The 14,163-nt window shown below is 69.7% G+C and carries 17 protein-coding genes; 7 read left to right on the forward strand and 10 right to left on the reverse strand.

What is annotated here, in order from left to right; genetic code table 11:
* Positions 1-154 precede the first annotated feature (154 nt).
* The 6 genes from KAK06_RS23620 to KAK06_RS23645 all read left to right on the forward strand — a co-directional run bounded on the left by KAK06_RS23620 (position 155) and on the right by KAK06_RS23645 (position 7,564).
* Entirely contained in the window at positions 155-643 is a 489-nt protein-coding gene (locus KAK06_RS23620) for a type II secretion system protein M (RefSeq protein WP_247653092.1), read from the forward strand.
* Positions 640-1,488, forward strand: a complete 849-nt coding sequence (gspN, locus tag KAK06_RS23625) for a type II secretion system protein N (RefSeq protein WP_247653093.1) — start codon at positions 640-642, stop codon at positions 1,486-1,488. The genes KAK06_RS23620 and gspN overlap by 4 nt, the downstream gene beginning before the upstream one ends.
* Positions 1,489-1,496: 8 nt before the next feature.
* Positions 1,497-3,680: a type II secretion system secretin GspD gene (gene gspD, locus KAK06_RS23630; protein ID WP_247653094.1), complete on the forward strand. Its 2,184-nt coding sequence runs from the start codon at positions 1,497-1,499 to the stop codon at positions 3,678-3,680.
* 1 nt (position 3,681) lies between these two features.
* Positions 3,682-5,103 carry a type II secretion system ATPase GspE gene (gene gspE / locus KAK06_RS23635; RefSeq protein WP_210804632.1) on the forward strand — a complete coding sequence of 474 codons (1,422 nt, stop codon included), beginning with the start codon at positions 3,682-3,684 and terminating at the stop codon, positions 5,101-5,103.
* 101 nt (positions 5,104-5,204) lie between these two features.
* Positions 5,205-6,425 (forward strand): type II secretion system inner membrane protein GspF, encoded by a 1,221-nt coding sequence (gspF, locus tag KAK06_RS23640; RefSeq protein WP_210804633.1) that lies wholly within the window; start codon positions 5,205-5,207, stop codon positions 6,423-6,425.
* Between the two features lie 140 nt (positions 6,426-6,565).
* Complete coding sequence (locus KAK06_RS23645) at positions 6,566-7,564, forward strand: AAA family ATPase (protein ID WP_210804634.1); 999 nt, start codon at positions 6,566-6,568, stop codon at positions 7,562-7,564.
* A gap of 34 nt (positions 7,565-7,598) precedes the next feature.
* Here the strand turns inward: KAK06_RS23645 and KAK06_RS23650 are convergent, their stop codons facing one another.
* Complete coding sequence (locus tag KAK06_RS23650; protein ID WP_210804635.1) at positions 7,599-8,168, reverse strand: hypothetical protein; 570 nt, start codon at positions 8,166-8,168, stop codon at positions 7,599-7,601.
* 123 nt (positions 8,169-8,291) lie between these two features.
* Between KAK06_RS23650 and KAK06_RS23655 the strand changes: the two genes are divergently transcribed.
* Positions 8,292-9,185 carry a 5'-nucleotidase gene (locus KAK06_RS23655; RefSeq protein ID WP_210804636.1) on the forward strand — a complete coding sequence of 298 codons (894 nt, stop codon included), beginning with the start codon at positions 8,292-8,294 and terminating at the stop codon, positions 9,183-9,185.
* Positions 9,186-9,200: 15 nt separating this feature from the next.
* On the opposite strand, the gene KAK06_RS23660 is transcribed toward KAK06_RS23655, so the two are convergent.
* The 9 genes from KAK06_RS23660 to KAK06_RS23700 all read right to left on the reverse strand — a co-directional run.
* Positions 9,201-9,605: a hypothetical protein gene (locus tag KAK06_RS23660; protein WP_210804637.1), complete on the reverse strand. Its 405-nt coding sequence runs from the start codon at positions 9,603-9,605 to the stop codon at positions 9,201-9,203.
* 200 nt (positions 9,606-9,805) lie between these two features.
* Positions 9,806-10,222 (reverse strand): SRPBCC family protein, encoded by a 417-nt coding sequence (locus KAK06_RS23665; protein WP_210804638.1) that lies wholly within the window; start codon positions 10,220-10,222, stop codon positions 9,806-9,808.
* 33 nt (positions 10,223-10,255) lie between these two features.
* Positions 10,256-10,630, reverse strand: a complete 375-nt coding sequence (locus KAK06_RS23670) for a hypothetical protein (RefSeq protein WP_210804639.1) — start codon at positions 10,628-10,630, stop codon at positions 10,256-10,258.
* 63 nt (positions 10,631-10,693) lie between these two features.
* The gene (locus tag KAK06_RS23675; protein ID WP_210804640.1) at positions 10,694-11,269 is read right to left on the reverse strand and encodes a GNAT family N-acetyltransferase; all 576 of its coding nucleotides are present in this window, start codon (positions 11,267-11,269) and stop codon (positions 10,694-10,696) included.
* Between the two features lie 18 nt (positions 11,270-11,287).
* Positions 11,288-11,695, reverse strand: a complete 408-nt coding sequence (locus KAK06_RS23680; RefSeq protein WP_247653095.1) for an SRPBCC domain-containing protein — start codon at positions 11,693-11,695, stop codon at positions 11,288-11,290.
* 74 nt (positions 11,696-11,769) lie between these two features.
* On the reverse strand, positions 11,770-12,096 hold the full coding sequence (locus tag KAK06_RS23685) for a TfoX/Sxy family DNA transformation protein (protein ID WP_210804641.1): 327 nt from the start codon (positions 12,094-12,096) through the stop codon (positions 11,770-11,772).
* A gap of 71 nt (positions 12,097-12,167) precedes the next feature.
* Positions 12,168-12,413, reverse strand: coding sequence for a hypothetical protein (locus KAK06_RS23690; protein WP_247653096.1), 246 nt, complete (start codon positions 12,411-12,413; stop codon positions 12,168-12,170).
* 586 nt (positions 12,414-12,999) lie between these two features.
* Complete coding sequence (locus KAK06_RS23695; protein WP_210804642.1) at positions 13,000-13,389, reverse strand: hypothetical protein; 390 nt, start codon at positions 13,387-13,389, stop codon at positions 13,000-13,002.
* A gap of 289 nt (positions 13,390-13,678) precedes the next feature.
* Positions 13,679-14,163, reverse strand: a 485-nt coding sequence (locus KAK06_RS23700; RefSeq protein WP_210804643.1) for a hypothetical protein, incomplete at its 5' end; no start/stop codon positions are given.

A 14,163-nucleotide genomic window follows, 5' to 3' on the forward strand; every position in this document is an offset into this window, starting at 1 on the left:
CCGCCGCGGCCGCGCCGGCAGCGCGCCCGCCCGGCCCCGTCGGACCGGGCATGGCCCCGCCGGCACCGCCCATGGGCGCGTCCATGCCGGGCGGCGCGGCCCGCCCGCTGCCGCCACCGCGCCAAAGCCCGACCCCGGGTGCGGAGGATGCGCAATGAAGCCGCTGATGCTGCCGCTGCAAACCCGCTGGGCCACGCTGGCCCCGCGTGAGCAGACCCTGGTGCGCCTGGCCGGCGCGGTGCTGCTGCTGGGCCTGCTGTGGTTCGTCGGCCTGCAGCCGGCCTGGCGCACCTGGCGCGAGGTGCCGCCCCAGCGCGAGGCGCTGGAGGCCCAGTTCCTGGGCATGCAGCGCCTGGCCGCCGAGGCCCGCGAACTCAAGGCCCTGCCGCCCGTCAGCGCCGAGCAGTCGCGCCTGGCCCTGAAGGCCGCCACTGACCGCCTGGGCAGCAAGGTCAAGCTCAATGTGGTGGCCGACCGCGCCACGCTGAACCTCACCGACCTGTCGCCGGCCGCTCTCACCGCCTGGCTGGCCGAGGTGCGCAGCGGTGCCCGCGCGCGCCCGATCGACATGCAGCTCAGCCGCAGCCAGGCCGGCCTGAGCGGCCAGGTGGTGGTCAGCCTGCCGGCGAGCGCCGCGCCATGATGCGTCGCGGCCCCAGCCTGTCTCCCCGGCTGCGCAGCGTGTCTGCGGCCACCGGCCGCGCACCGCGCGTGTGGGCCTGGGCGGCGCTGGGCGCACTGCTGGGTCTGGCCGCCGGGCTGGTCTCACAGGCGCCGGCCGCCTGGCTGGCGCAGGCCGTGGCCCGCCTCAGCCAGGACCGCGTGCAGTTGGTCGACCCGCAGGGCACGCTCTGGCAGGGCAGCGCGCTGCCGGTGCTGGCCGGCCCGGCCGGTTCGCGCGATGCGTCGGTGCTGCCGGCGCGGCTGCACTGGCGCACCCGCCCCACCTGGCTGGGCCTGCGCTGGCAGCTGCAGCAGCCTGGCCACATCGACGCCCCGCTGCAGATCGACTGGCAGGTCGGCTGGGGCCGGCAGCGCTTTGAGCTGCAGGGCGCCGCCGGTGCGCTGGGCCATTGGCCGGCCGCCTGGCTGGCCGGCCTGGGCGCGCCGCTCAACACCCTGCGGCCCGGCGGCGAGCTGCGCCTGTCCAGCAGCAGCGGCCTGCGCGTCGACAGCGACGCCCAGGGCTGGCGCCTGGAAGGCCAGGCGCGTGTCGAGCTGCTGCAGTTCAGCTCGCGCCTGTCCACCATTGAACCGCTGGGCAGCTACCAGCTGCTGCTGGCACCGCAGGGCGAGCGGCGCGTCGCGCTGCAACTGTCCACGCTGGACGGCGCGCTGCGTCTGAGCGGCCAGGGCGAGATCGGTGCCCAGGGCCTGCGCCTGCGCGGCGAAGCCTCGGCCGCACCGGGCCAGGAAGCCGCGCTGAACAACTTGCTCAACATCATCGGACGGCGCGAAGGCGCGCTGTCGCGTCTCTCGATCGGGTGACCATGGCCATGCTCCACCACTCCTCCCTCCGCCACGGCGCCCTGGCGCTGGCGCTCGCGCTGGCCTGGCCCGCGCAGGCGGCCGACGGCGACCTGCCCATGCCCAGCACGCGTGCCAAGGCGCCGGTCACGCTGAATTTCGTCAACGCCGAGATCGAGATGGTCTCGCGGGCGATCGGCACCATGCTGGACCGCCAGATCCTGGTTGATCCGCGCGTCAAGGGCTCGCTGACCATCACGTCCGACAAGGCCCTGCCGCCGCAAGAGGCCTGGCGCAGCTACCTGGCAGCGCTGCGCGGCCTGGGCTTCACGGTGGTGGAAAACGCCGGCCTGCTGAAGGTGGTGCCCGAGGCCGAGGCCAAACTGCAGGCCGGCACGGTGTCGATCGGCGCGCCCAGTGCGCGCGGCGACCAGATCCTGACGCAGATCTTCCGCCTCAACCACGAGAACCCGAACAGCCTGGTCGCCATCCTGCGGCCGCTGATCAGCGCCAACAACACCATCAACGCCAACGCCGGCAACGGCACGCTGGTCATCACCGACTACGCCGACAACCTGCAGCGCCTGGCCAAGATCATCGCCGCGCTGGACCAGCCGGCGGCCTCCGAGGTCGAGGTGGTGACGCTCAAGCACGCGCTGGCCTCCGAGCTGCAGCCGCTGGTGCAAAAGCTCTCCGAGTCCAGCCCCACCCCCGGCGTGCCCGGTGCCGCACAGTCGCAGGCTTCGGCCACCAGCGTGATGGCCGAGCCGCGCAGCAACTCGCTGATCCTGCGCGCCGCCAACCCGGCGCGCCTGGCCACCGTGAAGGCCCTGATCGAGAAACTCGACCGGCCGATCGCCGACGGCGGCCCGGCCGGCCAGATCCGCGTGGTCTACCTGAAGAACGCCGACGCCACCAAGCTGGCCGAGGTGCTGCGTGCGGTGCTGGCCAGCGCCACCAGCGGCGCCGGAGCGGGCTCCAGCGGCAGCAGCAGCAGCCTGACCGGCCTGGACGGCGGCAGCCGCGCCAGCTCGATCGCCGGCACCGGCAGCAGCACCAGCGCCAGCTCGTCCGGGGTGTCCGGCACCGGCGGCGCCAGTGCCGCCGCCACCACCCCGGTGGCGGCCTCGGCGCGGCCGTCCACCGGCGGCCAGATCCAGGCCGACCCGGCCACCAACTCGCTGATCATCTCGGCACCCGAGCCGGTCTACCGCCAGTTGCGCCAGGTGATCGATCAGCTCGACACCCGCCGCGCACAGATCTTCGTCGAGTCGATGATCGTCAAGGTCGACGCCAGCAAGACCGCTGACTTCGGCATCCAGTGGCAGGGCCTGCTGTCCAACAGCGCCAACACCCGCGGCATCGTCGCCGGCACCAACTTCGGCACCGGCGGCAACAACATCATCAACCTGTCGCTGGGCGGCGCCACCGCCGCCACCAGCGGCTCCACCACCAGCGTGACCGTGCCGGGCCAGGGCCTGAACATCGGCTTCATCAACAAGCTCAACGGCGTCTACACGCTGGGCACGCTGGCGCGCTTCCTGGAAACGCAGGCCGGCGCCAACATCCTGTCCACGCCCACGCTGCTGGCGCTGGACAACGAGGAAGCCAAGATCGTCGTCGGCCAGAACGTGCCCTTCATCACCGGCTCGTTCACCAACACCGGCACCGGCAGCGGCGCCACCAATCCCTTCCAGACCATCGAGCGCAAGGACGTGGGCCTGACGCTGCGCGTCAAGAGCCAGGTCGGCGAAGGCGGCACGGTGCGCATGACCATCTACCAGGAGAACTCCTCGGTCAACAGTAACACCACCTCGGGTCTGATCACCGACAAGAGCGCGGTCGAGACCACCGTGGTGGTCGACGACGGCCAGATGATGGTGCTGGGCGGCCTGATGAAGGACGAGTTCACCGACAGCGACGGCCGCGTGCCCGGCCTGGCCAGCATGCCCATCCTGGGCAACCTGTTCCGCAACGACAGCCGCACCCGCGTCAAGAGCAACCTGATGATCTTCCTGCGGCCGGTGGTGGTGCGTGACCAGACTTCGTCCGACCGCATCGCGCTGGACCGCTACGAGGTGATCCGCGCCACCCAGCGCAACAACCAGCCCGAGCCGAGCATCCTCACGCCGATCAACGAGGCGCCGGTGCTGCCCGAGCTGCCCGGCACCCGCCCGGCCCAGCCGGCCCCGGCCACGACCGCGCCGAACTGACATGGGCCAGCGCCACCCCCTGCCCTACGCCTTCGCCAAGGCCAACCACCTGCTGCTGGAGGACGACGGCCAGCAGCTGCTGCTGCGCTTGGCTCCCGGCACACCGCCGTCGGCCATCGGCGAGGTGATGCGCCTGTACGCGGTGGACACCTGCGAGGCCGAGGACACCGCCGCGCTCGACCAGCGCCTGGCCGCCGCCTATGCCGGTGGCGAGGCCAGCGCCGCCGCGGTGGTGGGCGAGGTGGAAAGCGCGGTCGATCTCTCGCGCATGATGCAGGAGCTGCCGGCGGTGGAAGACCTGCTGGAAGCCGCCAACGACGCGCCCATCATCCGCATGCTCAATGCGCTGCTGACGCAGGCCGCCAAGGACGGCGCCAGCGACATCCACATCGAGCCCTACGAACGCAGCTCCAGCGTGCGCTTTCGCGTGGACGGCAGCCTGCGCGAGGTGGTGCAGCCCAACCGCGCGCTGCACGCCGCGCTGATCAGCCGCCTGAAGATCATGGCCGAGCTCGACATCGCCGAGAAGCGCCTGCCGCAGGACGGCCGCATCTCGCTGCGCATTGGCGGCAAGGCGATCGACGTGCGCGTCTCCACGCTGCCCAGCGCCCATGGCGAGCGCGCTGTGCTGCGCCTGCTCGACAAGAGCGAATCCAAGTTCACGCTCGAAGGCCTGGGCATGAGCGGCGAGGTGCTGCAGGACTTCGACCGCCTGGTCAAGCAGCCGCACGGCATCGTGCTGGTCACCGGCCCCACCGGCTCGGGCAAGACCACCACGCTTTACGCCAGCCTGGGCCGCCTGGACACCGCCACCACCAACATCCTGACGGTGGAGGACCCGGTCGAGTACGAGCTGCCCGGCATCGGCCAGACCCAGGTCAACGCCAAGATCGACCTGACGTTTGCCAAGGCCCTGCGCGCCATCCTGCGCCAGGACCCGGACGTCATCATGATCGGCGAAATCCGCGACTTTGAAACCGCGCAGATCGCCATCCAGGCCTCGCTGACCGGCCACCTGGTGCTGGCCACCGTGCACACCAACGACGCGCCGTCCACCGTGGCGCGCCTGATCGATATGGGCGTCGAGCCCTTCCTGCTCAGCTCCAGCCTGCTGGGCGTGCTGGCCCAGCGCCTGGTGCGCAAGCTCTGCCCGCACTGCAAGTCGCGCGGTCCACGCGGCCGCTGGAACGCCGTGGGCTGCCCCGAGTGCAGCCACACCGGCTACAAGGGCCGCACCGGCGTGTATGAGCTGATGGTGGTGGACGACAAGGTCCAGGCCCTGATCCACAACCGTGCCGGCGAAGGCGAGATCATCGCCGCCGCCAAGGCCCGCGGCATGAAGGCCATGCGCGAGGACGGCGAGCGCCTGGTGGCCGAGGGCATCACCTCCATGGAAGAAGTGATCCGGGTCACCAGAGACTGAACATGAACCCCCAGGCTTGCCGCTTCGCGTCTTCGCCACCCCCCAAGGGGGCTGTCCCGGCTTGGGGCGGCCCTGCGCCGGGACGGGTCTGCTGAGTTCTTATGCCTGCGTACCGCTATGAAGCCCTCGACGCCGCCGGCAAGGCCCGCCATGGCCTGGTCGAGGCGGACAACGCCAAGGCCGCGCGGGCGCTGGTGCGGGCGCAGCAGCTGGTGCCGCTGTCGGTCGATGCCATCGGCAGCGACAACGGCCCCGGCGGCGCCAGCGGCCCGCGCTTTCGCCGCCGGGCTTTCAGCAACGCCGGCCTGACGGTGTGGACGCGGCAGTTCGCCGGCCTGGTGGGTTCGGGCCTGCCGCTGGAGCGCGCGCTGACCGCGCTGGCCGACGAGGCCGAGGAGCCGCGCCAGCGCGAGCTGATCGCCCACCTCAAGAGCGAGGTCAACGCCGGCAGCCCCTTTGCCCGCGCGATGGCCAGCTGCCCCAAGGACTTTGACGAGGTCTACCGTGCGGTGGTGGCCGCTGGTGAGCAGAGCGGCGCACTGGGCGCGGTGATGGAGCGCCTGGCCGACGACCTGGAAGAGCGCCAGGCACTGCGCAGCAAGGTGGTCGGCGCGATGCTCTACCCGATGGTGGTGTCGCTGATCGCGGTGGTCATCGTCACCTTCCTGGTGACCTATGTGGTGCCACAGGTGGCGGGCGTGTTCATCAGCAGCAAGCGCGCGCTGCCCGGCCTGACGGTGGCCATGCTGGCGCTCAGCGACTTTGTCCGCCACTGGGGCTGGGCGGTGCTGCTGCTGCTGGCCGCCGGCGGCGGCGCGTTGGCGATGGCGCTGCGCAACCCGGCCTTCGCCGAGCGCTTTGATGCCGGCTTCCTGAACGTGCCGCTGTTCGGCCGCCTGGCGCGCGGCTACAACGCGGCGCGGTTTGCCGGCACGCTGGCCATGCTGGCGGGTGCCGGCGTGCCCATCCTGAAGGCCTTGCAGGCCGCCGCCGAGACCCTGGGCAACCGCGCCATGCGCGCCGACGCCATGGACGCGCTGGCCCAGGTGCGCGAGGGTGCACCACTGGCCAGCGCGCTGGCCGGCAAGAAGCGCTTTCCCGGCCTGCTGGCCATGTTCAGCCGCCTGGGCGAGCAGACCGGCCAGCTGCCGCTGATGCTCGACCGCGCCGCGCGCCAGCTGGGCTCCGAAGTGCAGCGCCGCGCGCTGACACTGGCCACGCTGCTCGAGCCGCTGCTGATCGTCGCCATGGGCAGCGTGGTGATGCTGATCGTGCTGGCGGTGCTGCTGCCCATCATCCAGCTCAACACCTGGGTGAAGTAAACCCCGATTCGCAGCCGGGCCCGGCACTTGCTAGATTGTCTGTGCCGGGATCGCGGCGCTGTTCGGGCCTTCGTACACGCCCCACATGCCGCAGTCTGGCAACCTGGCCAGCCGGCCTGCAGCGTCTGGAGGTGTTGTTGATGTCGACCTCGCACGAAATCGCCACCGTGCCCCCGGGCGGGCGCATCCCGATCGCCCGCATGCGCCATGTCTACCGCCTCGACGAGGTGGAAAAGCGCCTGGGCAAGCTGCCCGAGCGCGAGCACGAACACCTGCGCCACACCTACGAGCGCATGCTCGAGAAGGGCCCCGAGCGCTTCCAGGTCAAGCCCTCGGGCCTGCCGGCGATGCACCACCTGTATGACGAGCTGCCCAATTTCGGGGAGGTGCTCGACGACGTGAAGCGCCAGCTGGCGCTGTGCGAGGACAGCCGCGACGCGCTGGAGATCACCCCCATGCTGCTGCTGGGCCCGCCCGGCGTGGGCAAGACGCATTTCGCCCGCGAGGTGGCCAAGCTGCTGGGCACCGGCATGGGCTTCATGAGCATGGGCTCGCTGACCGCCGGCTGGGTGCTGTCGGGCGCCTCCAGCCAGTGGAAAGGCGCGCGCCCAGGCAAGGTGTTTGAAACCCTGGTGGACGGCAACTACGCCAACCCGGTGATGGTGGTCGACGAGATCGACAAGGCCCGCGGCGAGCACGCCTACGACCCGTTGGGCGCGCTCTACAGCCTGCTGGAGCACGACACCGCCGGGGCCTTCACCGACGAGTTCGCCGAGGTGCCCATCGACGCCAGCCAGGTCATCTGGGTGGCCACCGCCAACGACGAGCGCGCCATCCCCGAGCCCATCCTGAACCGGATGAATGTCTACGAGGTGCAGATGCCCGACGCCGCCGCCGCACGCGCGATCGCCGGCCGGCTGTACGCCAGCATCCGTGCCGCCCACGACTGGGGCCAGCGCTTCGACCCCGAGCCGTCAGACGAGGTGCTCGACCGCCTGGCCGACATGGCCCCGCGCGAGATGCGCCGCGCCTGGATGACGGCTTTCGGCAACGCGCGGCTGGATGGCCGCGGCACGGTGCAGGCGCGCGATCTGCCGGCACCGGCCGGCCGACGCAGCGCGATCGGCTTCATGCACTGAGGGCGGGCCGGGCGCAGCCCGGCCCTGGGGGTGCTCAGTAGCTGAGCGTCAGGGCGTCCACCACCAGGCCGCCTGGCGTGCCCGTGTCGTGCACCTCGAACTGCAGGATGTTCTCGCCGGCCACGAAGCCGCGGCCCACACTGAAATCGTGCAGCACCAGGTAGTTGCTGTCGGCCGGCGTGGACAGGTCGGTGCCCGTGCCCGCCGCCTTGCGGCCGTTCAGGCGGATCACGCCCACATCATCCAGCGCCCAGCGGCCGCTCAGACGGGCCTTGTCGACCTTGCGGGCCGGCACGTTGAAGCGCACTTCAAAGGTGTAGGGCCGCAGGCCGCCCAGGCCTTGCGCGTTGACCCAGATCCACTCGGCGGTGTCCGACTGCGCATAACCGTAGTCCACCGAGGTGCCCATCACCACGGCGGGCCTGGGTTGCTTGATCTTCGGCCCGCTGACGATGGTCCAGTGCGGATCGGGCGAACCGCCGGCCAGTTTCTGGCCCGCGGCGTCGACGCCGGTCGAGAACAAGGGGATGGTCGCCGCGTGCGACGCCACTGCGATCAGCAGGGTGCCCAGCAGCACCGTGCGGCGCTTCCAGTCAAGGTTCATTCGGTCTCCTGTGCCCGGCAATCACCTTGGTCGCCCGGGGCGGCGCGAAGGTTAGCATTCGTCTGCGTGGCTGCCCACGCAGACAACCCGGAGCCGCCACCGCCTTGGCCTAAGATCCATCGCATGCCCGCCAGCCTGCAGGACCGCCTGGTCGTCGCGATCTCGTCGCGCGCCCTGTTCGACTTCGAGGACGAGAACCGCGTCTTCGAGGCCGCCGATGACCGCGCCTACATGCAGCTGCAGCAGCAGCGCCTGGACCAGCCGGCGCCGCCAGGCGTGGCTTTCTCGCTGGTGAAAAAGCTGCTGGCCTTCAATGCCGGCGCCACGCCGCGGGTGGAGGTGGTGATCCTGTCGCGCAATGATCCGATGTCGGGCCTGCGCGTGTTCCGCTCGGCGGCCCATTACGGGTTGGGCATCGAGCGCGGGGTGTTCACCCGCGGCCAGCCGCCCTGGCGCTATCTGCGGCCGCTGGGCGCGCACCTGTTCCTGTCGGCGCACGAGGGCGACGTGCGGCCCGCGCTGACCGCCGGCACGCCCGCCGCGCGCGTCTACCCGCACGGCGCGCGCGCCTCCGAAGCCCACCCGGACGAGCTGCGCATCGCTTTTGACGGCGACGCCGTGCTGTTCTCCGACGAGGCCGAGCAGGTCTTCCAGCGCGAGGGCCTGCCCGCCTTCCAGCGCCACGAGCAGGCCAAGGCCGCCACGCCGCTGCCGCCAGGTCCGTTCAAGCCGCTGCTCGATGCGCTGCACCGGCTGCGCGCCGAACCCGGCGCCATGCGCATCCGCACCGCGCTGGTCACCGCGCGCGGCGCGCCGGCCCACGAGCGCGCGGTGCGCACACTGATGGACTGGCAGGTCGAGGTGGACGAGGCGCTGTTCCTGGGTGGCCTGCCCAAGGGCGACTTCCTGCGCGAGTTCGAGCCCGATTTCTTCTTCGACGACCAGACCGGCCACATCCAGGGCGCCCTGCCCCACGTGCCCGCCGGCCACGTGGCCGCAGGCGTGACCAACGCCTGAGCCGTTGAGCCAGCGCTACCGGGTGGCGGACCAGTAGGCCAGGAAGTCCCGGCCCACCGAGTGCGTCAGTCCCTCCAGGCGGTTGCCGCTGAGCACGGCCGAGTGGTGGTACTCACCCGAGCCGTCGCCCGTGACGAAGGCAATGCGCACCGCGCCCCAGTCGGTGTTGATCTGGGACTGGCTAATCGGCGTGCCATAGAAGCTGCCGCTGAAGCGCTTGCCCTGCACCCCCGTGACCACGAAGGCCTGCAGGTAGGGCGGCGCATCGGGCGTGGGCCGCAGGTCCACCTGCCACGTCCCCACCAGCTCAGCCGCCGCGGGAGCGCGGGCCGGCCCCGCGGTGGAGCAGGCGGCCAGCGACGACACCAGCAGGAGCAGGGACGGCAGGGATAGCAGGGGCGGCAGGGACAGTGGGCGCATGGGCAGACCTTCCGATCCAGAGGGCAGGGGCGGTCGACGCGCCGGCCAAACACCGGGCAGGCGCGACCAAGCATACCCGGCGGACGCAGTCGCCGTGCGCCACCACCCGCCAGTCCACCAGCCGCGGCGGGGATCCTCCGCCCCGAGATGTCGGCAGTGGTGTATCTGACCGCTGCGGCCGCCGCCGCAGCCGCAGTTGCTCAGGCCGACGCGCGCGGCGCGCTCACGTGGCGGGCAAAGTTGTCCAGGATGGCCTGCCAGCCGCCCCGCTGCTGGTCCTCGGAGTGGGTGCTCTCGGCATCAAAGGTGACGGTGACGCGCACGCCGTCGGCGCCCGGCTCAAACCTCACCAGGCCCACGCGGTCGCCAAAGGCGTACTCGATCAGCGCCTGCGGCTCGATGCGGGTGTATTCGCCCTCGAAGTCAAAGCCGAAGGAGCCGTCCTTGGCCTCCATGCGCGACGAGAAGCGCCCGCCCGGCCGCAGGTCCACCGTGGCCGCCGTGGTGTGCCAGTCGGGCGAGGCGGTGTTCCACACCAGGATGTCGGCGGGCGTGGTGTAGGCGCGCCAGACCTCGGGCAGCGGCGCCGCAACAACGGTGGAGACGGTGATCTTCATGGGTGTTCCTGCCAAGGGGACGGATCCGGGTCGTCAGTCGACAAAGCCCTGCGCCTGGTAGCTGGCCCGCCCCGCCTGCACCAGCCGGTCCAGCTCGGTGAACAGCGCCGGCTCCAGCGTCTTGAAGTGGAAGCAGGACTGGCCCTGCATCCGCGCCTTCAGCGCGGGCGAGATGGCGCCCAGCAGCTCGGGCCGCTGATACACCGGCATCAGGTGGAAGGCCACCGTGCCCTTCTTGCGCTGCACGGCGCCAAAGAACAGCGGTTTCTTGTTCGGCTGCAGGTGGTGGGTGTCGACGTAAAGCTGATCATCGTCGTCCCGCTGCACCAGCAGCCCGCCGCTGTGGGTCGCCAGGATCTGGCGCAGCGCGCTGAACACGGCGGGCAGGTCACTGGATGCGCTGGCCATCGGTCGCTCCTTGAGTGCACATGTGGTGCGTCGGTGGGCCCTCCACGCGCACCTGCAGCCAGTTCACTTCAACGTCCTCGGGATGCTGGTCACAGCCGGGGCCAAAGACCCTGGACTGCGGCGCGTGAGCGCGTCTGGCGCGCGGCAGACCAGGTGATGCTCGTCATGGAAGCGGTCGCCAATCCGCAGTGAGTCCCGCTCGGTGCCGAACACCTCAAAGCCCAGCGACCGGTACAGCCGCAGCGCCGCCTCGTTGCCGGCCAGCGCGCTCAGGTTCACCTGGGCCAGCTGCAGCTGTGTCCACGCATGGTGCAGCGCCGCTTCCACCAGGCGCCGCCCGATGCCCGCCCCACGCCCTGGCGGCGCCACATACATGCCCCAGAGCACGCCCTTGTGGGCCAGCTTGCGCATGCCCTCGCGCTGCAGGCCCACCACGCCCAGCAGCGTGTCGCCATCGAAGGCACCCAAGATGGCGCCATCGGGCTTGGGCGCCAGCTGCGCCTCAATCGCCTCGATCGGGCGGTCGCACTCCTCCTCATACGACGAGGCAAAGGCCGCAGCGTCCTCGGCCAGGCCGCGCAGGCGCAGGGCCTGGAACACCGAGGCATCGGCGGGCGTGAGGCAGCGGATCGTCGTCATCGGTGGTCCAGTGAGGGTTCAGACAGCGTCCGTGCCTCGCGCCACCTCGGTCGCCAGGCGATCCAGGTTTTGCTCGTTGGCAACGGCCACAAACTCGGCCAGCGCGCGGTAGTGCTCAGGCGTGTCAAAGGTCTGGCGCCAGGCCAGCTGGGTGCCTTGCGCATGGACCATCAGTTCCAGCGTCAGCATGAAGTGATGACCGCCCAGGTGCTCGATCTCGAACAGCTGGTCCGGCACGAGTCGCGTGAAGCGGCTCTCATTGGGATAGTCGGACCCGTCGGGCCCGTGCATGGTCATCAGCCAACGGCCGCCCGGCACGAACTCATAGGTGTGGATGGTGTTGCGAAAGCCTGCCGGGCCCCACCAGCGCGCCACGCGGGCGGGATCGCGCATGGCGGCAAACACCTGGGCCGGCGAGGCGGCCATCAGCCGGCTCCGCGCGTCTGAGCGGTCGTCGGTGCCGGGGGTCATCATGGTGCTGTGTCCATGGGTGGGTTGCCTCAACGCGTTCTCGGATCGCGCTGGGCATCGTCCAGCGCCAGCAGCAGGCGGGTGCGGTGGACCTTGGCCACCTCCTGCCACGACACGCCCAGCAGCGCCCCCTCCAACGCCAACAGCAGGTTGAGACTGACCGAGGGCTCCAGCGCCTTGGCACGGCAGTAGACCGCCACCGAGCCGAACTCGCGCAGCTGGCCCATGGTGCTGATGCCCACGCGCCGAAGCACCGCCTCGGACTTGGGACCGAGGTTGGCCACGTCGCGCAGCATCGGCTTCGGCTTGGATGGGGCGGCGGCAGGGCGGCGGGGCGCAGCGCGTGAGGTGGCCATGGACTGTCCGGAGTTCGACAGGATGAGTGTGCCACCACCCACGGCCTGCGGCCCAGCGCACGCAGCGGCGCTCAGCGCCGGTTCCTGGGATGCTGGCTGGCCAGCCGCTCGTTGCCGCGCTTGTAGTTGCCGGTGACGCGGGCCATCCACTGCTGCGCCTCGGCGGGGTCCAGTGCGTCAATCTCGGCCCGGAAGGCCTCGGCATCGCCGCCACGCAGCGTGGAGGCCACACGCCCGCGGTGCAGGATCTCAAGGTCGCCGTTCTTCCGAGACCGGATGCGAAAGCCAAGATCATCCGGCTCAGCGGCGTCATGCATGGTTCGACCCGTGGAGTCTGTTGAAGGGCAGGATGATGGACCACTCCGGCCGACCAGCCTAGTGCCGGGTTGGGGTTCCGCGTCTGCAGCCACCGGTGCCCACATCAGGCGCTGAACATGAGGACCCCCGCTGAGGCTTATGCAATAGCGGCTTGAACTGAGCAGGTTCTGCTGGGTCAATACACCACGGCCATCAAGGGAACCCTCGGCAACGTTATTGGTGAGCCCTCACGGCACATGCCGCGCGGCGCTATCTCAGCCCCTAGACCGAGGCAGCCCTGCGACGAACACCTGTCTTGCGGTACCCAACCCGCGCATATCAGCATGAGCAACCGTCGTGCATCCTCACCGGGTGGCATCCAACGGGCTCCGTCGCGTTCCCCGTCCGGCAACGGGTTCAACTTCTCTATCCGCTGCGCGGAGAATTCGCTGCTGCCTCTTGACAGGAAGAAGCCATATCAACGTTCGAGCTGAGCCGCGCACACCGGCATGGCGCTTGGCCCGCTGTACGGATGATGACCTAAGCCGGGAAGCGGGCCAAGTGCCATGACGGTGGGCGTCGGTTCCAGCGAAGGGTTAGGCCTCGCTACGCGAGGGTGGCCTTGCATGATGGACAACGCCACTTGCCGAACGTCTTGAAGGCTCCCGTTAGCGGTGTGACTCGAACCTTCTTTGCCAGTGTGTCAAAGCAGGCTGTGCAGAACAAGCCATCCTCTCCCTCGAACTTGTAGGCCCCGTCGGAGAGCGTCGGTTTTGAAGCATCTCGCTGCTCCAGGCGCTCGTTGAGTTGCCGACTCTCCTCTAGCGATTGAGCCAGCCGCAGCTTTAGATCAGCTACCTCGAGCTTCGCGTCGGCCAAATCGCCCGAGAGATCGGCTACGAGCATTCGGAACTCGGCGTCTTCAATCTTCTTTGACAGATTCCGAAGTTTGCCTGCGATTTCGATCGCGTTCTGTATTGTGGCTAGGACATCCATCGTGCACTCCATTCGCCAAAGACAAGGCCAAGTGTAGGGCGCAACCTCGTGTTGAATGGCGGGCGGAGAGGGGCCTGGGCGGGCGAACTGCGAGGCCTAACGTTCGAGCTGAGCCGCGCACGCCGGCATGGCGCTTGGCCCGCTGGACGGATGATGACCTAAGCCGGGAAGCGGGCCAAGTGCCATGACGGTGGGCGTCGGTTCCAGCGAAGGGTTAGGCGTCTTCTCGACGTGCCTTTGCAAGCTTGAGAACGGCGATGAACTCGAACAGCCTCTTCTCATGGCGCGCTCAAGAACTGCCTAGAAGCCGACGCATCTCGGCGAGTTCTTCGATTGCTTCCGCCAAGAGCTTGGTCGGCGGAGGGCCACCTTCGAACTTATTACAGGTCTCGCGGTAGGTAGCTAACAGCGTTTGAATCTCGCTGCACAAGAGCGCGAGTGAAGAGCCGTGGGCGAATGCCTGTGACTGAGCAAGCTCCTGCGTGGCTCTGTCGACGACTCGCTCCAAGTGTCCTAGATACTGCGCACCGAGCAGCACGGACGGGCCGCCTTGTCCACGAATGGACACGACTGCGCCATCGTCACCCTGTTCGAGGACAGCGAGTTCTTCGTACTGCTTGAGCATCGCGACGATCTCCACGAAGACGCCTAACAGATAGCGTTTATCTGCCGAGCCCGACGGCCGGCAGCGCGCGCGGCGGGCAGCCGAGGCAGATAAACCGTGTTGAACTGAACCATCGTGCCGTCCCTGGCCGCGGGGGCCTGTGTGGCGGC

Source organism: Ideonella aquatica (genome assembly GCF_018069755.1).
Taxonomy (GTDB): domain Bacteria; phylum Pseudomonadota; class Gammaproteobacteria; order Burkholderiales; family Burkholderiaceae_C; genus Ideonella; species Ideonella aquatica.